This window comes from Isoptericola sp. NPDC056134, from assembly GCF_042264825.1.
Classification (GTDB): domain Bacteria; phylum Actinomycetota; class Actinomycetes; order Actinomycetales; family Cellulomonadaceae; genus Isoptericola; species Isoptericola nanjingensis.
Genome location: NZ_JBHJVM010000015.1, coordinates 81408 through 104897, shown reverse-complemented (window position 1 = coordinate 104897; position 23490 = coordinate 81408). Strand labels below are relative to the sequence as shown.

Here is a 23490-nt window from a genome sequence, read left to right as displayed (position 1 = left end):
CGGGCGCCAGGGCGCCCTCCACTTCGGGACGTCTACGACCGCCCGCACGACGTTCCTCCCCGCCGCTCTGCGTTCGGACTACGGCGCGTGGTGGGTTCTCTGGTGCTGTGACCCGCGCGTCCGCGACGGCGCGTCAGCGCACGCGCTCCAGGGTTCCACCGTTGAGTCGGTGGACGATATCGGCGAGCGCGTCGACGTCCTCGGCGTTGTGGCTGGTGAAGAGGACCGTGCGGCCCTCGTCGCGGAACTCCCGCAGGAGGTTGCGGACCTCGTCGACGCCGTTCGCGTCGAGCGCGTTGAACGGCTCGTCGAGCACGAGCACCCGCTGGTCCTCCATGAACGCCTGCGCGAGCGCGAGGCGCTGTTTCATGCCGAGCGAGTAGTTCCGCGCCCGCTGCTTCGCGACAGGGTCGAGCCCGACGCGCCGCATCGCGGCCTCGATCTCCGGGCGTCCGACGGCGCCCCGTATCTCCGCGAGGCGCTGCAGGTTCTGATACCCGGTCAGCCCTCCGACGTAGCCCGGGCGGTCGATGATCACCCCGAAGTCCTGCGGGAAGGTCCGGCGAGCGTCAAGGTAGGCGTCGTCGATCACGACGTGCCCGGTGTCCGGCTTCACGAATCCGCAGAGGATCTTCAGCAGCACGGACTTGCCCGACCCGTTGGGGCCCTGCAGCGCCTGGATCCGGCCGGGCTCCAGGTCGTAGTCGACGTCGGTGAAGAGCACATGGTGCTTGAACGCCTTGCTGACCCCGCGCAACGACGCGACGGTGGTGGAAGTGGCAGACATGTCGGCCTTTCTAGGAGAACGAGAGGTCGCGACGGCGTGGGACGACGCCCAGGCCCACGACGAGGAGGAGCGCGGCCCAGACGGCGAGGACGACCGCCTCGTGGAGCACGGCGCCGGGTTCGGACCACGGGATGCTCAGGGAGTTCAGCCCGACGGGCAGGAAGCCGAGGCGGAACAGCGGTGGGAGCCCGCACACGAGGACCAGCCCGACGACGGGAAGCCCGGCCGCGGTGCGTCCGGACGCCAGCGTGACGACCATCAGAAGCAGCACGTACACCATGGTCTGCACCACGCCGGCGACGACGAAGTACCCGTAGAGGGCGGGCGCGCGAGAGCCGAACAGGGTGGTCCAACCGACGCCCAGGCCGTAGAGCAGCAGGTGCAACACGAGCAGCCCGACCGTCGCGACGGACGCCACGACGATGCTGCGGCCCAGGTAGCGCCCCAGCCATCGCCCGACCGATCCGAACCGGATGACCTCCGCATAGAGTCCGTACCCGAGGCCATGCACGAAACCGGCATGGAGCACCGTAGCCAGGCCCAGGCTCACGATCATCAGGTACAGGTACGGCAGCATCGTGAAGCCATCCGGGCTGGTGCCGTAGAAGATCGCGACGAGCGCGGTGGTGGCGTCCGCTTCGTACCAGCCGAAGGCGACCTCGAGGCCGAGCAGGCCAGCGGCGGCGACGGTGGCATATGCCAGGATCCCTCTGTCAGCCACGACGGACCCGACCTCGCCGCTCGAGCAGGAGGTTCACGAGCAGCAGCAGGCCTCCGACGGCCGCGGTGGTGGCGAGGAACGGCAGCGCCGCTCCTGTGGTCGCGACGGCGTGGGCGACGTCCACGTAGTTGATCGCTCGCAGGAGGCCCGGCGCGCCGTCCATCATCGCGAAGGAAACGATCGTCCAGAGCGCGACGCCGACGCACGTGTACCGCAGCGCGCGAGGTCCCACAGTCCACAGTCGTACGGTCGCGCAGGCGACGGTCGCGGCCCAGGCGCTGACCAGCACGGCGGAGAGCTGGATCACGAGAGCCACGAGCGGGCTGCCGAGGCCCACAAGGTCGGTGGTCGCCAGGTCGAGCTGGTGCCCACCGGACAGCGCCGCCGAGCTCCACCCTCGCCCCCAGGGAAGGCCGGCCGCGCAACCGGTTGCGACCAGCGTCCACACGCCGACGAACGGCACGACCGCCGCGAAACCCGTCAGGCCCATCGCACCCGCCGCGGCGGTGCGCGAACCATGGCGCAGTAGCTCCTCCGGGCGGGCACGCGTTTCCACCATCGCACTGATGCCGAACAGGAACGCAGGGATCGCGAGGTAGCACAGGAGGTACGGGTTGCCGAGGGACGAGAGCAGCACGTCCCAACCGTTGAGCTCGCCGATGCCGCCGGACGACACGATCGAAGCCCGCACCTGCCGTTCGGCGACGGTTGCCAACCCGACGAGCAACCCGAACGCAGCCAACGCTCCGGTCCGGACCAATCTGTGGCTCACGCTCATCAGTCCAGACCAGAGGTCTCGAAGTTACGCCGCTCCACGTACACCCACAGGCCAGCACACACGATCGCAAGCGCCATGAACGGGACGAAGGGAGTCCAGAGTGGCTGTTGGGCGAGGCCGAACGGAAAGGTGGCGAAGGTCGGCGTGAACGGCGCAAGGCCCAGAACTTGCAGTGCGAATCCCACCACCAGGAAGGCGACCGTAGGTACGGCGAGCGCGACGAACCTGTTGCTGATGAGGATCAGGGACAGCGTGCCGAACACTGCCACGAGCGCAGCGTTGAGCCCGACCCATACCGCGTACACCACGCCGTAGAGCACCGGGGGGTCCGCATAGAGCTGGGTGAAGGTCGCCCGGCTGACGGGGTCGAGCAACGCGTCAGGGGCGGCTCCCGCCGGTAGCACGTTCTCGAACTCGTTCATCCCGACGAGCGGACCAATGACGAAGGCCACCAGCCAACAGACGACGATCATCGCGGTAAAGGTGAGGAACGAAAGCAGGGCAGCTGTCGCGATCCGCGAACCGAGGTACGTCCGCAGCGTCGTCCGTGTGCGGACAGATCCCGTGAAACCGTTCGCGAACTCGTCCGAGAGTCGTGGCAGGTAGACCACTGTGACCAGGACCGGGAAGAGCAACGGAACGAAGTTCCGCAACATGAGCCCGAAGAACTCCAACGATCCGCTGAGCGCATATTCCTCGCGCACGAGGATGCCGATCGCGGCCGGCATCAATACCACTATCAGCGCGGGGCCAAGCACGCCGATCGACCGCCCCGCACGCCGAAGCTCGGCGGGGACTGTTCGTGGGTTCGTGACCGCAAGGGTCATCGACACACCCTCCATATCGTGCGGTGTCCCCGAGCCGGAACTGTGCTCCGGCCCGGGGACAGTCGGAACGCTTGGTTGCTCCGCCACTTTCCGGTGACCTGCACCGAGACTGTCGTGCCCAGGTCGCTGCTGAACTGGACCCGCACCTTCGAACCGGAGGCGTTGTCGTTGCTCAGCGTCCGGACCGAGCCGTCACCAACCCGCACCCAGGCGCCGTCCTTGGCGCCCTCGATTCGTGCGTCAACGAGATAGTCCTTGCCAACCGTGCCGGACTGCAGGCCGCCTGATGCACCCGTGGTCTTCTGCGTCTGATAGCCCGTGTACCCCGACCCGTTGAAGGGTGCCACCGACGTGTTGTAGTTACCCCAGGTGGTACCCGCGTACGCGGCCCCCCACCGAAGGCCAGAGTCACGAGCAGCCCGACCGCAGCGGCTCGCGTGGTCCTTCTCGACATCTAGATCTTCCTTGTTCCGTGTCTGACCATGGCTCCTTGGCGATGGCCTGGGCAGATATTTACACCACTGTGATTCGATGCGCCAAGCAATCTCGGAAGCCAGTTCCGGCGTGACAAGCCCAAGCGCGGGATCACCTCACGATGGCCGGAGGAAGTCCTCCGCCGTGGCGAGGAGGAGGGCGCGCTCGCCGTCGACGGTGAAGCCGGGGTCGGTCGCGACCCGTTCGAGGAAGCCGCCGGAGAGCAGGGCGAGCCACGAGGCGATGCGCGCGGGCGGGAGGTCGGCGCGGACCTCCCCCGCCGCCTGGCCGCGCTCGACCCACGGCAGCAGCAGGTCGCGCTGGGCCCGGTCGTCCGCGGTCAGCGCGTCGGCGACGGCTGGCAGGTGCATGACGCCGGCGACGGCGCGCACGAAGCCGGGGATGCGGGGGTCGGCGGCGTCGTCGGCCCACGAGCCCACGAGCTCGAGGAGGACGGCGAGCGGGTCCGTACGGCCCTCGAGCGCGGCCGCCTTCTCGACCGTCTCGGCGGTGCCGAGCTCGAGGATCGCCAGGACGAGCTCCGTCTTGGTGGCGAAGTAGTGGAAGAACGTGCCCGAGCCGATCCCCGCCTCACGGCAGATCGCGGCCGTCGTCGCTCCCTCGTAGCCGCGCTCGGCCAGCACCGTCAGCCCGGCCACGATGATCTGCAGGCGGCGCGCCTCGTGGCGCTCCGGGTCAACCCTGCGCGCCACGGGGGTCCTCGGCGGGCACGACGCCGAGCCTCCGCACCTGCAGCCGGTCCTCGCGGACCCGCGCGGCGAGCCCGTGAGCGGCGAGCGCCCCGTCGACCTCGGCGACGGCCGCGGCGTCCTTGCGATCGGCGAGCCGACGGCGCAGCAGGGCGTGCTCGTCGGCCGAGAAGCCCGGCCGGCCGTCCATCCACTGCTCGTACGCGCGCTCGTGCGGGTCGGCGTCGCGCCACGGCCACCCGTGCGCCTCGAACGCGGCCCGGACCTCGTCGCGACGCAGCGTGTCCGCGTCCAGGCGTTCCCGCGGGGCGTCGGTCAGCCCGAGGATCACGACGTACCGGCCGTCGCGGTAGACGTCGGACACCTCGTCCCGCTCCACCCAGCCCTCGCGGTCGTCCGTGCGGTGCTCCAGGTGGTCGTCCGCGACCGTCAGCCGCAGTGACTCCCCGATCGTGCTGAGCGCCAGGAGGACGCCGCCCACCACGCCCAGCCCGCCGAGGATCGGCACGGACCACGCCAGGGTCAGGCCCGCGAGGAGCTCGACCGGGCCGAGGCTCGGCAGCGGGGTGCCCTCCAGGAGCCGGTGCAGCCAGCGGGCGAGCGGCGGGAGCGCGAAGCCCAGCCCGACGCCGAGGGCGACGGTCGCGAGCAGCACGAGCAGCGGCACCCAGCGGGGCTGGCGCACCTCGGACGGGGTCAGGGTCGGCACGCCGACAATTGTTGGAGCATGTACTCCAATAATGCAACCCGTCCTACGCTGGGCCGGTGAGCAACGGCACCGTCACCTCGACGCGCGAGTACACGATCCCCGGCGTCCATGTCACCGACCGCACCCTCACGGTGCCGCTGGACTGGTCGCACCCCGACGACGGGCGCACGATCTCCCTCTTCGTCCGCGAGCTCGTGGACCCCACGAGGCGCACCGACGACCTGCCGCTGCTCGTCTTCCTCCAGGGCGGCCCGGGCGGCAAGGGCCCGCGCCCGACCGGTCCCGACGGCTGGGTGGGCGAGGCCATGAAGCGGTTCCGCGTGGTGCTGCTCGACCAGCGCGGCACCGGTCGCTCGACGGCGGTGCGGGCCGCCGCGCTCACCGCGCTCGGCTCTGCCGACGCCCAGGCCGAGCACCTGACGCACCACCGCGCCGACTCGATCGTCGCCGACGCCGAGCACGTGCGGAAGTCCGTCTACGGCGGCCGACGCTGGTCGACGCTGGGGCAGTCGTACGGCGGGTTCCTCACGCTCACGTACCTGTCCCAGGCACCGGACGGCGTGGCCGCGTCGTACGTCACCGGCGGCCTCGCCGGGCTCACCGCGAGCGCCGAGGACGTCTACCGGCGCACCCAGCCGCGCGTGGTCGCCAAGAACGCGCTCTACCGCGAGCGGTACCCCGACGACGTCGACCGCGTGGCGCGCATCGCCGACCGGCTCGCCGTCGGCGACGTGCGCCTGCCCGGCGGGGACCCGCTCACCGTCGAGCGGTTCCAGACCCTCGGCATGGCGTTCGGCATGGGGCCGGGCTTCGAGCGCGTGCACTGGATCGTCGACGAGGCCTTCGACGAGGGCGCGCCCGACGAGCTGACCGACACGTTCCTCGCCGAGGTCGAGGCCGCCACCGGCTTCGCCACCAACCCGATGTACGCCGTCCTGCACGAGTCGATCTACGCGCAGTCCGGCACCGGCGCCACGGCATGGGCGGCGCAGCGGGTGCGCGACGACGACGCGTCGTTCGGGGCCGACGCCCGGCCGTTGCTGTTCACGGGCGAGATGATCTACCCCTGGATGTTCGAGCAGGTCTCGGCGCTGCGCCCGTTCCGCCCGGCCGCCGAGGTGCTGGCGGCGCGCACCGACTGGACCGACCTGTACGACCTCGGCGTCCTCGCCCGCAACGAGGCGCCGCTCGAGGCCGCCGTCTACCACGACGACATGTTCGTGGACGCCGGACTCTCCCTGGAGACGGCGGCCCACGTCGGGAACGCTCGCGCCTGGGTGACCAACGAGTTCGAGCACGACGGCCTGCGCCTGGGCGACGTCTTCCCCCGGCTCCTCGCCCGCATGGACGCCCGCGGGGGCGCACGGTCGTGAGCAGGAGGAGCGGCGGCAGTCGGCCCGAGGACGATGTCCCGGACCTCCCCGCCGGTGCGCCCCGTTCGGGCTGGTACGCGTACGCGCCCCTGTCGGGCGCCGTGTTCGTGCCGAGGGCGGACGCCGGCCCGTGGCCCGACAGCCCGCTGCCGTCACCGCCGGCGTCGCCCGAGGACCTGGTGACCGTGCGGCTCATGAACGACTACGGGGCGGACTGGCCCCTGTGGCCGAAGCACGCGCTCGAGCTTCCCGCCGCCGTCGAGGAGTCCGTGGGCGAGGCCCTGGGCGCCAGACTGCGCGCGTGGGCGGCGACCTTCGACCGGCACTACCACTACCTGCACGGCTGGGACGACCGTGGAGTGGCCGCGGCGCACCGGGCCGAAGGAGAGTCGCTCCGCGACGCGCTGGCCGCGGTCCTGCCCGAGCCGTGGCGCGTGGAACTCGACTACTGGGAGACGAACGGCGCGTGACTCAGGTCGCCGCCGTCCAGGCCTTTCCGGGCCAGTACGCCCACTCCTCGAAGTCCGCGACGCGGCCGTCGTCGGCGAAGCGCAGCACCCACAGGTCGCGGTACTCCTGCTCCCGGGGCGCGGTGTAGCCCACCTCGACCCGGACGACGGCGACGTCGCCCTCGACGGCGAGCGGCTCGGCCGCCATCGTGAACGCCGAGTCCTGGTCGACGGTCCAGAACCCGCGGATCGCGTCGTGGCCCACGAGCTCCTCGGGGTCGTAGGGCGAGCGCGCGTACCGCGCGTCCGGCGTGAACAGGCGCGCGACGGCGTCGGCGTCGCTCTCGCGCCATGCCTGCTCGTACCCCGCGACCCAGCTCCGTACCGACTCCCGGTCCACCATCCGTGCAGTATGACGGCGGACGGCACGCCACACCTGTTCGGGACGTCGCTGCAGGTGAGGGCCGGTCCTCGCTACCGTGCGGGCGTCGAAACCCTCACGACCAGGAGCTGATCGCGATGACCCACGACTCCCCCGCCCCCGACCTCCCCGTGCTCGAGACCGACGTCCTCGTCGTCGGCACCGGGCCCGCGGGCGCCTCGGCCGCCCTCTTCCTCGCCACGTACGGCACGCGCGTCATGGTGGTGACCAAGTACGGCCGCCTCGCCGACAGCCCCCGCGCGCACATCACCAACCAGCGCACGATGGAGGCGCTGCGCGACATGGGGCTCGAGGACGCGCTGCTGCGCGAGGCGACGCCGTGGGACTCGATGGGCAACACGACGTTCTGCACGAGCCTGGCGGGCGAGGAGCTCGGGCGCATCCCCTCCTGGGGCACCGACACGGCGCGCCGCGCCCGGTACGAGCTGCAGAGCCCGAGCCCGATGGTCGATGCCCCGCAGACCATCACCGAGCCGATCCTCGTGCAGGCGGCCCAGGAGCGCGGGGCGACCGTGCGCTTCGACACCGTGTACGTCGACCACGTGCAGGACGCCGACGGCGTCACCACCACCGTCCGCGACCGGCTCACCGGGGCGACGTACCGGGTGCGCTCGCGCTACCTCGTCGGCGCGGACGGCGCCCGGAGCAGGGTGGCGGAGCACCTGGACCTGCCCTACGAGGGCCCCGGGGCCGTGGGCGGGTCCCTGAGCATCGTGTTCGAGGCGGACCTCTCCCGCTTCGTGGCCCACCGGCCGTCGGTCCTCTACTGGATGCTGCAGCCGGGCGCGGAGCGCGAGGGCGTGGGGCTCGGCGTGCTGCGCATGATCAAGCCCTGGACCGAGTGGATGGTCATGTGGGGCTACGAGGTCGCGGCCGGGCCGCCGGAGCTCACCGACGAGTTCGTGCGCGAGCTCGCCGTGAACCTCGTGGGCACCGACGACTTCGAGATGCGCGTGAAGTCCGCGTCCCCGTGGACCGTGAACCACCACTACGCCACGACCCTGGCGAGGGGCCGCGTCTTCTGCGTGGGCGACGCCGTCCACCGGCACCCTCCGACGAACGGCCTGGGCTCGAACACGTCGATCCAGGACTCCTACAACCTCGCCTGGAAGCTCGCCCACGTCGTCGCCGGGACGGCGGACCCGGCGCTGCTGGACTCCTACGACGCCGAGCGGGCCCCGGTCGCGCGGCAGATCGTCGAGCGCGCCAACCAGAGCATCGCCGACACGGGCCGCATCCTGGCCGCGCTGGAGCTCGAGGACACGAGCGACCCCGCGCGGCTCGAGGCCCAGCTGGAGCTCCGCAAGGCGCCGGGCGCGGACGGCGAGCGGGTGCGTGCCGCCCTGCGCGAGGCGATCGCCTCCAAGCAGTACGAGTTCGACGCGCACGGGGTGGAGCACAACCACCGGTACGCCTCGGGCGCGGTCCTGCCGGACGGCACCCCGGAGCCGGAGTACGCGCTCGACCCGGAGCTGTACGCCCAGCCCACCACGTGGCCGGGCGCCCGGATCCCGCACACCTGGGTGACCGTCGACGGCGCCAAGGCCTCGACCCTCGACCTCGTCGGGCAGGGGCGGTTCGCCGTCGTCACCGGGATCGGCGGCGAGGCGTGGGTCGACGCCGCCCGGGGGCTCGGCGAGGAGCTCGGGCTCGACCTCACGACCGTCGCGATCGGCCCCGGCCGCGACGTCGAGGACCCCTACGGGACGTGGGCGGACCTGCGGGAGATCGAGGACTCCGGGGTGCTGCTCGTCCGCCCGGACCTGCACGTCGCCGCCCGTCGGGCGAGCGCTCCCGCCACGGCGGCCGAGGCGCGGGCGTGGCTCGCGGACGCGCTGTCCGCCGTGCTCGGCCGCAGCCCCGCCGCGACGCCCGACGAGCCCGCCGCCGAGGCGGTGCTGGCCGGCGTGTGACCTGACCGTGCGCCGTCCCCGCCGCCCTCGGCCGTCGAGGGCGGCGGGAACCGCGGGGTACCGTCGTTCGTCGGACTGTCGGGCCGGCCCCGTCGTCCGGCGCACGCACACACGAAGGTGACACCAGCATGAGCTCGACCTCCCCCGCCCCGATCCTGCGCGCGTCCGGCCTCGTGGTCGGCTACGGCGGCCCCGCGATCCTCGAGGGGATCGACCTGGAGCTGCTGCCCGGCGCGGAGCCCGTGGGCGTGCTGGGCGAGTCGGGCGCCGGGAAGTCGACCCTGGTGCAGGCGCTGCTGGGTCAGCTGCGCATCCGCGAGGGTCACGTGACGTTCCAGGGGCGCACCGTCGCCAAGCTCGGCCGGCGCGACAAGAAGAAGTTCCGCGCGGCGGTGCGCACGGTCGCGCAGAACGGGCTCGACGTCGACCTCCGCTGGACCGTGGAGCGTGCCGTCTCCGGCGCGCTGTCGGACGCCCGCAAGGCCGGCCGCGCGAGCGGCCGCACCGTGGCGGACCTGCTGGACGACGTCGCGCTGGAGCCGCACTTCGCGAAGCGCGCGATCTACTCCCTCTCCGGCGGGGAGAAGCAGCGCCTCGCGCTCGCCCTCGCCCTGGCCACCCGCCCCGAGGCGCTGCTGCTCGACGAGCCGCTCACCGCAGTCGACCCGGCGATGCGCGGCGAGATCGTGCGCCGCCTCACCGACGCCACCCGCGCCGAGGGCACCGCCGTGCTGCTGGTCTCGCACGACGTCGAGCTGGTCGGGCGGCTCTGCCCCACCGTGCATGTGCTCGCGGACGGCACGTTCGTCGCCTCGGGCCCGATGGGCGACGTCCTGGCAGCCGGCTCCGACGACGACGCGCACCCCGCCGTCCGCGGCCTCGCCGAGGCGGCGCCCCTGGCGGCGCAGCGCTTCCGCTGACCTGGTCTCTCGCGGCCCCCCGGTTCCCGACGGGACGTTCCCGCCGGAGCTTTCCCGCCGGAACCGGGCCGCACCGCGACGCGTTCACCGGGTGACGACACCGGGGCGACCGTCGGCGCCTCGGCCGCCGACCGACCGAGAGGACCCCGGTGGACGCGGACACCTGGTGGAACATCGCGCTCGTCCTGCTCTTCGTGCTCCTGGGCGGCGTGTTCGCCGGGACGGAGTTCGCCCTGGTCTCGCTGCGGGGCACGCAGATCGACCAGCTCGAGCGCAGCGGCCCTCGCGGCCGCCGGGTGGCCGGGATCGCCCGCGACCCGAACCGCTTCCTCGCGGCCGTGCAGATCGGCGTCACCGTGGCGGGCTTCTTCTCCGCGGCCTACGGCGCGTCCACCCTGGCGCCCGACGTCGCCCCCGCGCTCGAGTCCCTCGGTCTCCCGGAGGGCGCCGCCGCGACGGTCGCGCTCGTCGGCCTGACCCTCGTCATCGCCTACCTGTCGCTCGTGCTCGGCGAGCTCGTGCCCAAGCGGATCGCGCTGCAGCGCACCGCGCAGGTCGCCCTGGCCGTCGGGCCGCCGCTGGACCGCTTCGCCGTGCTGATGCGGCCCGTCATCTGGCTGCTGTCGCGTTCCACGGACGCCGTCGTGCGCCTGCTGGGCGGCGACCCCAGCCTGCGCTCGGAGGAGATCACCGAGCAGGAGCTGCGCGACCTCGTCGCCGCCCACCCCGGCCTGCACGAGGACGAGCGGCGCATCCTCTCGGACGTGTTCGCCGCCTCGGAGCGCAGCCTCGGGGAGGTCATGCGCCCCCGGGGCGACGTCGTCTTCCTGCGGGCGGACCTGCCGCTCGCCGCGGCCGAGGAGCGCACTCGCGACCTGCCCTACTCGCGGTACCCCGTCATCGGCGACGACGTCGACGACGTGCTCGGCTTCGTGCACGTGCGCGACCTCGCCCGCGGCGCGGGGGCGCCGTCGGCCGGCCGACGCACCGTGCGCGACGTCGCCCGGCCGGTGCTCGACCTCCCGGCGACCGGACGGCTGCTGCCGACCCTCGCCGAGATGCAGCGCACCCGCACCCACCTCGCGCTCGTCGTCGACGAGTACGGCGGGACGGACGGCATCGTCACGCTGGAGGACCTCGTCGAGGAGCTCGTCGGCGACATCCGCGACGAGCACGACCCGCTCGCCGCGGTGCGCGTGGCGGGCACGTACGACGCCGGCCTCACGATCGAGGACTTCGCCCGGCTCACCGGCGTCGAGCTGCCCGACGGTCCGTACGAGACCGTCGCGGGCTACGTCCTGGCACGGCTGGGGCGCTTGGCCGAGACCGGCGACGCCGTCGTGGTCGACGACACCGGCCCTGCCACGGACCACCCCGATGCGGACGGCGAGCACGTCCTGCGCGTGACTGCGGTCGAGGACCGCCGCATCCGCGAGGTCCGCCTCGACTGACCTGCATGCTGTCCCGACCTGCCGACCGAACGTGGTGGGCGCCGTCAGGAGGGGTCGGCGGCGGGGGCGTGCCGTTGCAGGAAGGCGAAGACGTCGGTGTCGTCGACGCCGGGGAACGCGCCGCGCGGCAGCGCCGCGAGCACCTGCTGGTGCATGCGGGCGCTGGGCCAGGCGACGCCGTCCCACCGCTCGGCGAGCTCGGCGGGCGGGCGCTGGCAGCACGACGGGTCGGGGCACGTGGAGGCGTGCCGCACCTGGGTGTCGCGCCCGCGGAACCACTTGGCGTGCGCGTACGGCACGCCCACGGTGATGGAGAACTGCCGCCCGTCCGCGCCGGTGCCGGTCTGCACCGAGTCCCAGAAGGTGCCCGCCGGGGTGTCGGTGTACTGGTACGACTCGGTGGCGCGGTCGCGGCGCGTGAACGCCTCGCGCCCCGCCCACCAGCGGCACACGAGCTGCCCCTCGATGGCGCCGGTCACGTCCTGCGGCAGGGGCAACCCGTCGTTGGCGTAGCCGCGGAACAGCGCGCCGTCGTCGCCCACGCGCAGGAAGTGCAGCGGGATGCCGAGGTGCACGGTGGCCAGGTTGGTCAGGCGCATCGCCGCGGCCTCGTGCGTGACGCCGAACGCGTCACGGAAGTCCTCGACCGCCAGGTCCTTCTCCCGCTTGCGTCGCTGCAGGAACTCCACCGCGACCGACTGCGGGATGAGGCAGCTCGCCGCGAAGTAGGTGATCTCCACCCGTTGCTGCAGGAACTCGGCGTAGCTGCGCGGCCGCTCGTGGTCCAGCACGCGGTGCGCGATGGCCTGCAGCGCGAGCGAGCGCAGCCCGTGCCCGCCGGGGATGGACGCCGGCGGCAGGTAGATCCGGCCGTTCTTCAGGTCCGTGACCGACCGCGCCGACCGCGGCAGGTCGTCCACGTGCAGGATCGTCAGTCCCAGCTGCTCGGCCATGCGCGCCACCGTGCGGTGCGTGAGGGCGCCCGCCCCCGCGTACCCCGCGCGATGGGTCAGCTCCTCGCCGAGCGCCTCGATCTGGGGCAGGTAGTTGTCGCGCACCTGGCGCTCGTGGCGCAGCTCGGTGTTCGCGCGGCGCGCCTCCTCGGGGGTGGCGATCGCCTCCTCCTCGCGCCGCGACAGCTCCGTGTGCAGGCCGACGAGCTGCTCCAGCACGGGCATCGGGAGCTTCTGGCTGGGCTTGACCGACGGCAGGCCGAGCGCCCCGAAGAGCGGTCCGCGCTGCGCGCGCTCCAGGGCGATCTCCAGCTCCGCCCGGCGCGACGGCGGCTCGTCGGCGAGCAGGTCGGGAACGGCCACGCCCACGGCGTCGGCGATCGAGCGCAGCAGCGACAGGCGCGGCTCGCGCCGCCCGTTCTCGATCAGGGACAGCAGGCTCGGCGCCGATCCCACCCGCTCCCCCAGCGCCTCGAGCGTGAGGCCGCGCGACGTGCGCGCGTGCCGGATGCGCCGGCCGAGGGTGATGAGGTCCGGCGCATCCGCCCCGGGGACGTCCTTGGCAGCCATGGTTTGACGTTACGTGAAGATCGGCATTTCTTCACGGCCGATCCGCTGGAAAGTCGGTGCGGCGGAGAGGGACGCTGGAGACAGCCCACCCGGCGGCGCACGCCGGGGCCTCGACGGACGGAGCACCCGATGACCTTCACCGCGAACCCGCGCCGCACGCGACTCGCGATCGCCGAGCTCGCCCCGGACGTCCTGGCCCCCAGCGCCCTGGCGCCCGCGGAGCACGCCGGCGCCGCATCGTCGCGCGCCACCGCCCCGTCGCCGCGGGACCCCCGCGCCTGGGTACGGGAGATCGCCGAGCTCACGCAGCCCGACGAGGTCGTGTGGTGCGACGGCTCGCCCGCGGAGAAGCAGCGCCTGCTCGCCCAGATGGTCGATGCCGGCACGCTGATCAAGCTGGACGAGGCGAAGCGGCCGAACTCCTACCTCGCCCGGTCGGACCCGTCCGACGTCGCCCGCGTCGAGTCGCGCACCTTCATCTGCTCGGAACGCGAGGAGGACGCAGGCCCGACGAACAACTGGCGCGCGCCCGCCGAGATGCGCCAGGTGCTGACCGGGCCCGACGGCGTCTTCGCCGGCTCGATGCGCGGCCGCACCATGTACGTGGTGCCGTTCTCGATGGGACCCGTCGGCGGCCCGATCTCGCAGGTCGGCATCGAGATCACCGACTCGCCGTACGTCGTCGTGTCGATGCACGTCATGACGCGGGTCTCGCCGCAGGTCATGGACCTCGTCGACGGCGGGCAGCAGTGGGTGCCGGCCGTGCACACGGTGGGCGCCCCGCTGGCGGACGGCGAGGCCGACGTGCCGTGGCCCTGCAACGACACGAAGTACATCGTCCACTACCCCGAGACCCGCGAGATCTGGTCGTACGGCTCCGGCTACGGCGGCAACGCCCTGCTGGGCAAGAAGTGCTTCGCGCTGCGCATCGCGTCGGCGATGGCCCGCGACGAGGGCTGGCTCGCCGAGCACATGCTGCTCGTCCGCGTCACCTCGCCGGAGCAGCGGCAGTACCACCTCGCCGCCGCGTTCCCGAGCGCGTGCGGCAAGACGAACCTCGCCATGCTGCGCCCGACCATCCCGGGCTGGACGGTCGAGACGCTCGGCGACGACATCGTCTGGATGCGCCCCGGCCCCGACGGCCGCCTTCGCGCCATCAACCCCGAGGCGGGCTTCTTCGGTGTCGCGCCGGGCACGGGCGTCGAGACCAACCCCACCGCCGTCGAGACCTTCACGCACGACGCGATCTTCACGAACGTGGCCCTGACCGACGACGGAGACGTGTGGTGGGAGGGCCTCACGCCCGAGCCGCCGGCGCACCTGATCGACTGGCAGGGCAACGACTGGGCGCCCGGCTCCGACACCCCGGCCGCGCACCCGAACTCCCGGTTCACGGTGTCGGCGGCGCAGTGCCCGTCCATCGCGGACGTCTGGGAGGACCCGGCCGGCGTGCCGGTCGACGCGATCGTCTTCGGCGGCCGCCGCGCCACCAACGTGCCGCTCGTGACCCAGGCGACGAGCTGGGACCACGGCGTCTTCATGGGCGCCACGATCAGCTCCGAGCGGACGGCTGCGGCCGAGGGCACGGTCGGCGAGCTCCGTCGTGACCCGTTCGCGATGATGCCGTTCTGCGGCTACAACATGGCCGACCACTGGTCGCACTGGCTGGCGGTGGGCAAGGGCCTCGACGCCGACAAGCGGCCCAAGGTGTTCCAGGTGAACTGGTTCCGCAAGGGCGAGGACGGCAGCTTCCTGTGGCCCGGGTTCGGCGAGAACTCGCGTGTCGTGGAGTGGATCGTCACCCAGCTCGACCGGGCGCGCGGCCTGCGCACCGACGCCGGCGCCGTGCACTCCCCCGTCGGCCTGCTGCCCGCAAAGGGCGCGCTGCGCACCGACGGCCTCGACCTGACCGACGACGACCTCGCCGCCCTCTTCGACGTCCCGGCCGAGGCGTGGCTCGCCGAGACGGCGCTGACCGGCGAGTTCTTCGAGACCTTCGGCGACCGCGTGCCCGACCAGCTCTGGGCACAGCTCTCCCTGCTGCGCGAGCGGCTCGGCGCGCGCGGCTGACCCACAGACCCGGGCCCGCCGGAGAGGCACCGGCGGGCCCGTACCCCTCGCCCGGCGCGGCAGTCCGGGTTCACGGCGGCAGTCCGTCCTGCCGCGGCGAGCCGAGACTGCCGCGCCGAGCCGCGCCGGGCGTCAGGCGTACACCGTGCTCATGAGCTCCCGGACGTCGCCGAGCGTGCGGTCGGCGACCTCGTTCGCCCGGGCGTTCCCCCGGGCGAGGACGTCGCGCACGACGGCGGGGCCGTCGGCGGCCAGGGCGGCCCGCCGCTCGCGCAGCGGACGCAGCCCCTCCACGACCGCCTCCGTCACGACCGCCTTCAGCCGCCCCGCCCCGGCGTCGCCGACCGACGCGGCCAGCGCGTCCGGCGTCGTGCCCGCGAAGTGCGCGCCGATGCGCAGCAGGTTCGCCACCTCCGGCCGGTCCTCCGGGGCGTAGGCGATGTGCCGCTCGGAGTCGGTGCGGGCGCGACGGAAGAAGCGCACCGTCTCGTCCTCGGTGGCGCGCAGCTCCAGCGCGTTGCCGCGCGACTTGCTCATCTTGGCGCCGTCGTTCCCCAGCACCGTGAGCGACCGCGTGAGCAGGGCCTCCGGCTCCGGGAAGTACGGGCGGGCGCCTGCGTACCGCTGGTTGAAGCGGCGCGCGACCGTCCGCGTCGTCTCCAGGTGCGGCAGTTGGTCGAGCCCCACGGGCACGAGGTTGCCGTGGCAGAACAGGATGTCCGCCGCCTGGTGCACCGGGTAGGTGAAGAGCAACCCGGACATGCCCCGCCCCTGCCGCTTCTCGGCGTCCGCGGCCTCCGCCTTCACGGTGGGGTTGCGCTCCAGCTCAGTCACGCTCACCAGCGACAGGAACGGCAGCAGCAGCTGGTTCAGGGCAGGCACCGCCGAGTGGGTGAACACCGTGGAGCGCGCCGGGTCGATGCCTGCGGCGAGGTAGTCGAGCACCACCTCGCGCACGACGGCGGGCAGGTCCCCGGCGTCGTCGCGGTCGGTGATGACCTGGTAGTCGGCGACGACGAGCACCACCTCGACCCCGGCGTCCTGCAGACGCACCCGGTTGTCGAGCGTGGCGAGCAGGTGGCCGAGGTGCAGCGTGCCGGTCGGCCGGTCGCCGGTGAGGACGCGGAAGCGGCCCGGGCCGCGCGCGATCTCCGCCTCGATCTCGGCGGAGCGGGCCTGCGCGACGGCGGCGCTCGTCGTCGCGGGGTTGGGGGTGGTCAGGACGGTCGGTGCGGTCATCGGTTCGGCTCCTCAGGGGGATCGCCGCCCGTCGGACCGGTCCGGACACGAGAACGCCCCGGCTGCGACGGGCAGCTCGGGACGGGGACGTGGGCGCGTCGGGTCAGGGCTGCGGAGGCAGCCACCACCAGCTCGCGCGCGTCGTCATGACGTCAGCCTATGCCCGCGGCCGGGGGACCGGATTCCGCGCCACGGCCGGGCCAGGCCCGCGGCGAGGTGACCCGGGGACGTCCGTGCGCCGCGTCCGTGCACGCCGTGGTCAGATTCTCCCGTGGAGAACGCAGCACGACGCCCGACCGGGACCACCCAGGGCCAGGCCCCGATCCTGGGCCGGGACGCCGAGCTCGCCCGCGTCGAACGCCTCGCCGCCCCGGGTTCGGGCGGCGTGCTGCTCTTCGTCGGAGAACCGGGACTGGGCAAGACGACCCTGCTGGAGCACGGTCGCGAGCTCGCCCGCCGGTCGGGACGGCACGTCCTCACGGCGCGGTGCGCGCGCGGCGAGCGCGAGCTGCCGTTCGCCGCGCTGCACCAGCTCCTGCTGCCGCGTCTCGACCGCCTCGACCGCCTGCCGGCGCCGCAGGCCCGCGCGCTCGGGGCAGCCCTCGGTCTGCACGAGGCCACGGCCGTCCCGGACCGGCTGCACCTGGCAGCGGGGGCGCTCACGCTCCTGTGCGACGTCGGGCCCTCCACGAGCGACGGCTCCAGCGACAGCGGCACCCTCGCCGTCGTCGACGACCTGCACTGGGCGGACGACGCCTCCCGCGACGTCCTGCTCTTCTGCGCCCGCCGGCTGGCCGACGCGTCCGCCGGGACGTCCCTCCTCCTGTCCACGCGGCCGGAGGCACCCGAGCCCCTCCCGACGATCACCCTGTCGAGCCTCGACCCCCGTGACGCCGCCCGGGTCCTCGACCTGCAGCCCGTCCCTCCCGCCGCGGCCGTGCGGCACGACCTCATCCAGCACGCGGCCGGGAACCCCCTGGCGCTCGTCGAGCTGTCCCGCGCCGACGCCGCGGTGCCCTCGCCCGCGCCGCCCGACGGCCCCTGGCCGGTGAGCGGGCGGATCGAGCGGGCGTTCGCCTCCCGGCTCCCCGCGCTGCCCGCGCCGACGCGCTGGCTGCTGCTCCTCGCCGCGGCGGCCGACGGCGACGACCTCGCGCCCGTCCTCGCCGCCGCCGGTGACGTGCCCGACGACGACCGGCTGGTCGCATGGGCACCGGCCGAGACCGCGGGCCTCGTCCACCTGGACGGGCCCCGCTTCCGGTTCCGTCACCCGCTGGCACGCGCCGCCGTCTACCACGCCGCGCCCTTCGCGGAACGACGTGGCGCACACCTGGCCCTGGCGGAGGCCGTCGACGACCTCGACCGGCGCGCCTGGCACCGCGCGGCCGCCGCCGTCGGCCCCGACACCGCCGTGGCGACCGACCTCGAGGCCACGGCCGACCGGGCCCGCGAGCGAGGGGGCTGGGCCGCGAGCGCCCGCGCGCTCGAGCGGGCGGGCGAGCTCTCGGCAACCTCGGACGAGGCGGCGCGCCGCTTCGTGCTCGCGGCACCGGCCGCCATGTACACCGGGCGCACGGCCTGGGTGGAGCGCCTGGCGGACCGCGCCCTCGAGGCCACCGACGACGAGCACACGCGCTGGGAGGCCGACCTCTACGGGGGATGGGCGGCTGCCTCGACGCCCCGCCACCGCGCCGCCGTCGAACGGCTGACGACCGTCGCGCGCCGGGCGGGGGCGTCCGACCCCCAGCTGGCCCTCGCCGCGCTGGCCCCCGCCGCCGTGACGGCCTACTACTCCGGCGACGACGAGCTGATCGACGACGTCGCGCGCTGCCTCGAGGCGCTGCACCCGGACGACACCGTGCCGGTGACCGCGTGGGTGCGGGCCGCGGCCGCGCCGTTCGCCCCGGCGTCGCGCGCCACGCTGGACGGCGCGGTCCGGGCGGCCACGCACCTCGGCATCAGCGAGCTCAACGTGCTCGGCGGGGCGGCGTGGATGCTCGACGAGACCGGGCTGGCCGCGCGGTTGCTCGGCGAGCTGCTGGAGCTGTTCTCCCACGGCCCCACGCAGGGGGCCAACGCCCTCGTCACGGCGACCCTCGCCGCTGCGCTGCACGAGCTCGGCAGGTGGGACGACGCCCAGGGGCACGTCGAGGACGCGGTGCGCGTCGCGGAGGCCACGGGGATGCCGGTCGTGCGGGCGGCCGCGGTCGAGACGGCCGCCCTGCTCGCCGCCGGCCGAGGCAGGACGGACGAGGCCCGAGAGCTCGCGCAGCACGCGCTCGCCGACGTGGGGCCCGGGGCGACCCGGTCGGTGGAGGTGCGCGCGCGACAGGCGCTCGGTCTCGCCTCCCTGGTCGCCGGCGAGCCCGAGGCCGCCTACGACGCCCTCCGCCGGACCTTCGCCCCCGACGGGCGCCCCACCCACCGGCACGCCTCGGTGCACGGGATCGCGCTGCTCACCTCCGCCGCCGCTCGCGCGGACCGGCCCGAGCGGCTCGAGGACGCGGCCCAGGTGCTCTCCGCCGTCACGGCACACGTCGGCGACGCCCCCGGGCCGCGGGTGGCGGCCCTGCTGCACCACGCCCGCGCCCTGCTGGCGTCCCCCGACGACGCGGTGGGCGAGTACCGCGCCGCGCTGGCCGACCCTGCCGGCGCCACCTGGCCGTTCGAGCGTGCCCTCGTCCGGCTCGACCTCGGCGAGCGGCTGCGGCGCCTGCAGCGTGTGAGCGAGGCACGGACCGAGCTCAGCGCCGCGCGCGAGACCTTCCTGCGGATCGGCGCCGCCTCGTTCGCAGACCGGGCGAGCGCCGAGCTCCGCGCCGCCGGCGTCGCGGTGGCGGAGCGCACGCCCGACGCCCTCGCACAGCTCACTCCCCAGCAGCGCCGCATCGTGCGGCTGGCGGCCGAGGGACGCACCAACCGGGAGATCGCGGAGCGCCTCTTCCTGTCCCCCCGGACGGTCGGGTTCCATCTCTACCGGGTGTTCCCGCTGCTCGGCGTGACGTCGCGCGGCCAGCTGCGCGACCTGGTCGACGCCGGGGCCTCCGAACCGCGACCAGTCATCTGACAGAAGCGGCCGGCCACCCGCACGGGTGAGGGTGATGTCTCCGACCCTGGGAGACACACCATGACCGAGTTCAGCGCGTCCCGCCGTGCCGTGGTCTTCGTCCACGGCCTGTGGCTCCACGCCGACTCGTGGACACCGTGGATGGACCGCTTCGCGGAGGCCGGCTACGACCCGCACAACCCGGGCTGGCCCGGCGCCTCCGCCACCGTGGCGGAGGCGAGGGAGAACCCCGAGCTGGCGGGCGGCGTGGGCATCGACGACGTCGTGGCGCACTACGCCGACGTCCTCGACGGCCTGTACGTCGACGGTCTCGACCCGCGGCCCGTCGTCGTCGGGCACTCGTTCGGCGGCCTCGTCGCGCAGCGCCTGCTCACCGAGGGCCACGCGGCCGCGGCGGTCGCGATCGACCCGGCACCCATGCGCGGGAACATCCTCCTTCCGCCGAGCTCGCTGCGGGTGGCCGCCGTCGCGCTGACGAGCCCTGCGAGCTTCCGGGGCACCGTCGCGCTGACCCCGGAGGAGTTCCGGTACGGCTTCGCCAACGAGCTCTCGGACGACGAGGCCGCCGCGCTCTACGACCAGTGGACGATCCCCTCCCCCGGCAGGCCCCTGTTCGAGGACGCGGCGGCGAACCTGCTGCCGGGCTCGCCCGCGCGGGTCGACACCCGCGACGCGGACCGCGGTCCGCTCCTGTTCATCGGCGGCGGCATGGATCACACGGCGCCCGCGTCCCTGACGCGCACCTCCGCGAAGATCCACCGGAAGCACTCCGGCGCCGTCACCGACCTCGTCGAGTTCCCCGACCGGGGACACTCGCTCACCATCGACCACGGCTGGGCCGAGGTCGCGGACGCCGCGCTCGCGTGGCTCAAGGAAAAGGGGCTGTGATGCCTTTCATCACCACTTCCGACAGCTCGACCGGTCCCGTCGAGATCTTCTACAAGGACTGGGGCACCGGTACCCCGGTCGTGTTCTCGCACGGGTGGCCGCTGAACGCGGACGCCTGGGACCGCCAGATGATGGCGGTCACCGACGCCGGCTTCCGCGCCGTCGCGCACGACCGACGCGGTCACGGTCGCTCCACGCAGACGGGCGACGGCAACGACATGGACCACTACGCGGACGACCTCGCCGCGCTGCTGGACCAGCTCGATCTCACGGACGTCGTGCTCGTGGGCCACTCGACCGGCGGCGGCGAGGTGGCCCACTACCTGGCGCGCCACGGCTCGGCGCGCGTGCGCAAGGCGGTCCTCGTCGGGGCCGTTCCCCCGCTGATGGTGCAGACGCCGGAGAACCCGGACGGCACCCCGATCGAGGTGTTCGACGGCATCCGCGAGGGCGTGCGGACGGACCGCTCGCAGTACTACCGCGAGCTCGCCGTGCCGTTCTTCGGCGCGAACCGCGAGGGGGCGAACGTCTCCCAGGGCGCGATCGAGCAGTTCTGGCGGCTCTCGATGCAGGCCGGCCTGAAGCCGGCGTACGACTGCATCGCGCAGTTCTCGGAGGTCGACTACACCGACGACCTGCGCGCGATCGACGTCCCGGTCTTCGTGGCGCACGGCGACGACGACCAGATCGTGCCGATCAAGGCCGCCGGGATCCGGTCGGCGGAGATCCTCGCCGACGCGACGCTCAAGGTCTACCCGGGCGCACCGCACGGCATCGTCGGGGCGTACGAGGACGAGTTCACGAAGGACCTCGTGGCGTTCGTCCAGGCGTGACACGACGGTGACCCTCCGGCCCTTCGTGGCCGGAGGGTCGCTCGTCAGCGGGACCGGTCGGCGGGCGGCGTGAGCAGCGGCTCGAGGTCGGAGGCGTCGACCAGCGGGTCGTCGAGGTCCACCGTGATCTGCGACCGCGCCATCACGCGGGCCGCGCCGGTGACGGCGGAGCGCAGCGCCGGGTAGTCGCCCACCCGGGTGCGCTCCAGCACGGTGCCCACGAACCGGCTGCCGCGCGGCGAGACCGTCTCCAGCGACTCGCCCTCGCGGATCTCCCCGCGCTGGGCCATGAGCGCGAGCCGCGCCGACGTGCCGGTGCCCGTGGGGCTACGGCAGAGCACGCCCGGGTGCACGTAGGTGGCCGACGGCGACTCCCAGCGGCCGTCGCCGACCTGGCGCAGCGGGCCCATGAAGTGCGCGAACGGCAGCGGCCCGACGTCGCCCAGGTCGGGGTGCTCCTGGCGCAGGCCGGGCCGGGCCGCGCGGACGAAGGCGTCCCCGAACGCGGTCAGCGCGACCTGCTCCGTCGGGCCGATGTCGAACCCGTAGCGGGACGCGTCGATGAGCGCGTAGTACGCCCCGCTCCACACGAGGTCGAACAGCACGTCGCCGTGGTTCGGCACCTCGACGCTCAGTGCCTCGTCGGCCACGTACGCCGGCTCGCCCTCGGTGGTGATGGACACGACCCGCCCGTCGATCACCCGCGCGCTGACCCGGGCCAGGCCCGCGGGGGACTCCAGGACGATGTCCTGGAGCCCGTCGCCGTCGCGCAGCGGGATGGCCCCGCTCTGCAGCAGCGCCGTGGCCGTGCAGATCGTGTTGGAGCCCGAGTAGAGCGGGTACCCCATCGCCTCCATGATCACGTAGCCGGCCTGCGCCCGCGGGTCGCTGGGCTCGACGATCAGGTCGACCGACATGGCCGGGTCGCCGTACGGCTCCGACAGCAGCAGGCGGCGCAGCCCGTCGCCCTGCCGCTCCAGGTAGCGCGCCTTCTCCAGCACGGTCCGCCCGGGCAGCGGCTCGACGCCGGACATGACGACCCGGCTGACGTCTCCGCCCGACTGCGCGTCGATCAGCTCGATGGTGCGCTCACGGCTGCGCATACGGTGCCCCCACGCCGTCCCAGTGCCGGTCCGGCACGACGACGAGCTTGCCGACGTAGGACTTCGCCAGGAACGCGCGCTGCGCGTCGTGCAGGTCGGAGAGCCGGAACGTGCGGTCCAGGAGCGGACGGATCTCGCCGTCGGAGATGTAGCGCACCAGCCGCCGGAAGGCGGTGCGCGTGCCCTGCGACGACCCGTGCAGCTCGAGCTGCTTGAGGTACATGGTGCGCAGGTCGAGCTGCACGACCGGGCCGCCGATCGCGCCCGCCGTCGTGTACCTCCCCTCGGGCCGCAGGATGCGCAGCAGGTCGTTGAACATCGGCCCGGCCACCAGGTCGGCGACGACGTCGACCGGGCCGTCCACCACACGCCCCACCTCGGCGACGAGGTCGGCGGAGTCGCGCAGCACGACGTCCTGCGCCCCGATCTGCCGCAGCGCGGCCTCCTTGCCGGCGCTCGTCACGGCGTACGGGACGGCGCCGCGCACGCGGGCGAGCTGCACGATCGCCGACCCCACGCCGCCGGACGCCCCCGTCACGAGCACCCGCTCCCCCGCGGCCAGCCGCGCCCGGTCGAGCATCTGCTCCGCGGTGAGGTAGGCGCAGCAGAACGTCGCGAGCTCGGCGTCGGCGATGTCGGCCGTGATCTCGTAGGCGTTCTCGGCGGGGGCGGTCATGTACTCGGCGTACCCGCCGTCGCGGCCGTGCCCGATGTAGTCGATGTCCGCCAGGCTGTCGTCGCCCTCGGGCCGGTGGTAGATGCTGAAGTCCACGACGACGCGCTCGCCGACCCGGCCGGCGGGCACGCCGTCGCCGACGGCGGCGATCACGCCGACCGTGTCCGCGCCCTGGATCCGGGGGAAGGTGAGCGTGGACCTGCCGCGTCTCCACGTCGAGACGGAGCCCGGGTCCGTCTCCGTGCCGTACGCCCCCTCCCGGACCCAGACGTCCGTGTTGTTCATGCCGCAGGCGTGCACGTCGACCAGGACCTCGCCCGCGGCGGGCGCGGGCGTGGGCACGTCCTCGCGGTACACCAGCCGGTCGAGGCCACCGTGGCCGACGAGCTGGACCGCCTTCATCACCGCCGGGATCTCCGCCATCAAGTGAGCGTAGGGGCGGGAGGCCCGTCGCGTCATCGGGACGGCGGCACGTCGCCCGGCCGCTCTCCCGGCCACCCGCCCGACCACCCGGGCGACCGGTGGGAGAATCGGGCC

Annotated in this window: 20 protein-coding genes; 9 read left to right on the top strand and 11 right to left on the bottom strand. The window is 73.7% G+C overall.

Annotation, left to right across the window (positions count from 1 at the left end; all coding sequences use genetic code 11):
* Window positions 1-133 precede the first annotated feature (133 nt).
* From ACFCZN_RS15170 to ACFCZN_RS15145, 6 genes are all read right to left on the bottom strand, one after another.
* Complete coding sequence (locus ACFCZN_RS15170; protein WP_430557282.1) at window positions 134-787, bottom strand: ABC transporter ATP-binding protein; 654 nt, start codon at window positions 785-787, stop codon at window positions 134-136.
* A gap of 10 nt (window positions 788-797) precedes the next feature.
* Entirely contained in the window at window positions 798-1508 is a 711-nt protein-coding gene (locus tag ACFCZN_RS15165) for a hypothetical protein (RefSeq protein ID WP_430557281.1), read from the bottom strand.
* Entirely contained in the window at window positions 1501-2286 is a 786-nt protein-coding gene (locus ACFCZN_RS15160; RefSeq protein ID WP_430557280.1) for a hypothetical protein, read from the bottom strand. Before ACFCZN_RS15160 ends, ACFCZN_RS15165 begins: the two co-directional genes overlap by 8 nt.
* Window positions 2286-3113, bottom strand: coding sequence for a hypothetical protein (locus ACFCZN_RS15155; RefSeq protein ID WP_430557279.1), 828 nt, complete (start codon window positions 3111-3113; stop codon window positions 2286-2288). The genes ACFCZN_RS15160 and ACFCZN_RS15155 overlap by 1 nt, the downstream gene beginning before the upstream one ends.
* Before the next feature lie 590 nt (window positions 3114-3703).
* Window positions 3704-4300 carry a TetR/AcrR family transcriptional regulator gene (locus ACFCZN_RS15150; protein ID WP_430557278.1) on the bottom strand — a complete coding sequence of 199 codons (597 nt, stop codon included), beginning with the start codon at window positions 4298-4300 and terminating at the stop codon, window positions 3704-3706.
* Complete coding sequence (locus tag ACFCZN_RS15145) at window positions 4284-5006, bottom strand: hypothetical protein (protein ID WP_430557277.1); 723 nt, start codon at window positions 5004-5006, stop codon at window positions 4284-4286. Before ACFCZN_RS15145 ends, ACFCZN_RS15150 begins: the two co-directional genes overlap by 17 nt.
* Before the next feature lie 56 nt (window positions 5007-5062).
* Here ACFCZN_RS15145 and ACFCZN_RS15140 point away from each other — a divergent pair, with 56 nt between their 5' ends.
* Both ACFCZN_RS15140 and ACFCZN_RS15135 read left to right on the top strand, forming a co-directional pair.
* Window positions 5063-6379: an alpha/beta fold hydrolase gene (locus ACFCZN_RS15140; RefSeq protein WP_430557276.1), complete on the top strand. Its 1317-nt coding sequence runs from the start codon at window positions 5063-5065 to the stop codon at window positions 6377-6379.
* A complete protein-coding gene (locus ACFCZN_RS15135) occupies window positions 6376-6849 on the top strand; it encodes a hypothetical protein (RefSeq protein WP_430557275.1) in 474 nt (157 codons plus the stop codon). Before ACFCZN_RS15140 ends, ACFCZN_RS15135 begins: the two co-directional genes overlap by 4 nt.
* A gap of 1 nt (window position 6850) precedes the next feature.
* Here ACFCZN_RS15135 and ACFCZN_RS15130 read toward each other — a convergent pair whose 3' ends face one another.
* Window positions 6851-7231 (bottom strand): YybH family protein, encoded by a 381-nt coding sequence (locus ACFCZN_RS15130; RefSeq protein ID WP_429765004.1) that lies wholly within the window; start codon window positions 7229-7231, stop codon window positions 6851-6853.
* 116 nt (window positions 7232-7347) lie between these two features.
* Between ACFCZN_RS15130 and ACFCZN_RS15125 the strand changes: the two genes are divergently transcribed.
* The 3 genes from ACFCZN_RS15125 (at window position 7348) to ACFCZN_RS15115 (ending at window position 11554) form a co-directional block, all read left to right on the top strand.
* Window positions 7348-9183, top strand: coding sequence for an FAD-dependent monooxygenase (locus ACFCZN_RS15125; RefSeq protein WP_430557274.1), 1836 nt, complete (start codon window positions 7348-7350; stop codon window positions 9181-9183).
* A gap of 128 nt (window positions 9184-9311) precedes the next feature.
* Window positions 9312-10103: an ABC transporter ATP-binding protein gene (locus ACFCZN_RS15120; RefSeq protein ID WP_430557273.1), complete on the top strand. Its 792-nt coding sequence runs from the start codon at window positions 9312-9314 to the stop codon at window positions 10101-10103.
* A gap of 149 nt (window positions 10104-10252) precedes the next feature.
* The gene (locus ACFCZN_RS15115) at window positions 10253-11554 is read left to right on the top strand and encodes a hemolysin family protein (protein WP_430557272.1); all 1302 of its coding nucleotides are present in this window, start codon (window positions 10253-10255) and stop codon (window positions 11552-11554) included.
* A 44-nt stretch (window positions 11555-11598) separates the two neighbouring features.
* Here ACFCZN_RS15115 and ACFCZN_RS15110 read toward each other — a convergent pair whose 3' ends face one another.
* Window positions 11599-13077, bottom strand: coding sequence for a helix-turn-helix domain-containing protein (locus ACFCZN_RS15110; protein ID WP_429765008.1), 1479 nt, complete (start codon window positions 13075-13077; stop codon window positions 11599-11601).
* Window positions 13078-13206: 129 nt separating this feature from the next.
* Here ACFCZN_RS15110 and ACFCZN_RS15105 point away from each other — a divergent pair, with 129 nt between their 5' ends.
* A complete protein-coding gene (locus ACFCZN_RS15105) occupies window positions 13207-15147 on the top strand; it encodes a phosphoenolpyruvate carboxykinase (GTP) (RefSeq protein WP_430557271.1) in 1941 nt (646 codons plus the stop codon).
* Window positions 15148-15279: 132 nt separating this feature from the next.
* On the opposite strand, the gene trpS is transcribed toward ACFCZN_RS15105, so the two are convergent.
* On the bottom strand, window positions 15280-16386 hold the full coding sequence (gene trpS / locus ACFCZN_RS15100) for a tryptophan--tRNA ligase (RefSeq protein WP_430557270.1): 1107 nt from the start codon (window positions 16384-16386) through the stop codon (window positions 15280-15282).
* 271 nt (window positions 16387-16657) lie between these two features.
* Here trpS and ACFCZN_RS15095 point away from each other — a divergent pair, with 271 nt between their 5' ends.
* The 3 genes from ACFCZN_RS15095 to ACFCZN_RS15085 are packed head-to-tail and all read left to right on the top strand — an operon-like array spanning window position 16658 to window position 21174.
* Window positions 16658-19453 carry a helix-turn-helix transcriptional regulator gene (locus ACFCZN_RS15095; RefSeq protein ID WP_430557269.1) on the top strand — a complete coding sequence of 932 codons (2796 nt, stop codon included), beginning with the start codon at window positions 16658-16660 and terminating at the stop codon, window positions 19451-19453.
* A gap of 60 nt (window positions 19454-19513) precedes the next feature.
* A complete protein-coding gene (locus ACFCZN_RS15090) occupies window positions 19514-20341 on the top strand; it encodes an alpha/beta hydrolase (protein WP_429765015.1) in 828 nt (275 codons plus the stop codon).
* Window positions 20341-21174, top strand: coding sequence for an alpha/beta fold hydrolase (locus tag ACFCZN_RS15085; RefSeq protein ID WP_429765017.1), 834 nt, complete (start codon window positions 20341-20343; stop codon window positions 21172-21174). The genes ACFCZN_RS15090 and ACFCZN_RS15085 overlap by 1 nt, the downstream gene beginning before the upstream one ends.
* Window positions 21175-21218: 44 nt before the next feature.
* Here the strand turns inward: ACFCZN_RS15085 and ACFCZN_RS15080 are convergent, their stop codons facing one another.
* Together ACFCZN_RS15080 and ACFCZN_RS15075 are read right to left on the bottom strand one after the other, a co-directional pair.
* Window positions 21219-22277, bottom strand: a complete 1059-nt coding sequence (locus ACFCZN_RS15080) for a proline racemase family protein (RefSeq protein ID WP_429765019.1) — start codon at window positions 22275-22277, stop codon at window positions 21219-21221.
* Complete coding sequence (locus ACFCZN_RS15075) at window positions 22264-23376, bottom strand: alcohol dehydrogenase family protein (RefSeq protein WP_430557268.1); 1113 nt, start codon at window positions 23374-23376, stop codon at window positions 22264-22266. The genes ACFCZN_RS15080 and ACFCZN_RS15075 overlap by 14 nt, the downstream gene beginning before the upstream one ends.
* Between the last annotated feature and the right edge of the window lie 114 nt (window positions 23377-23490).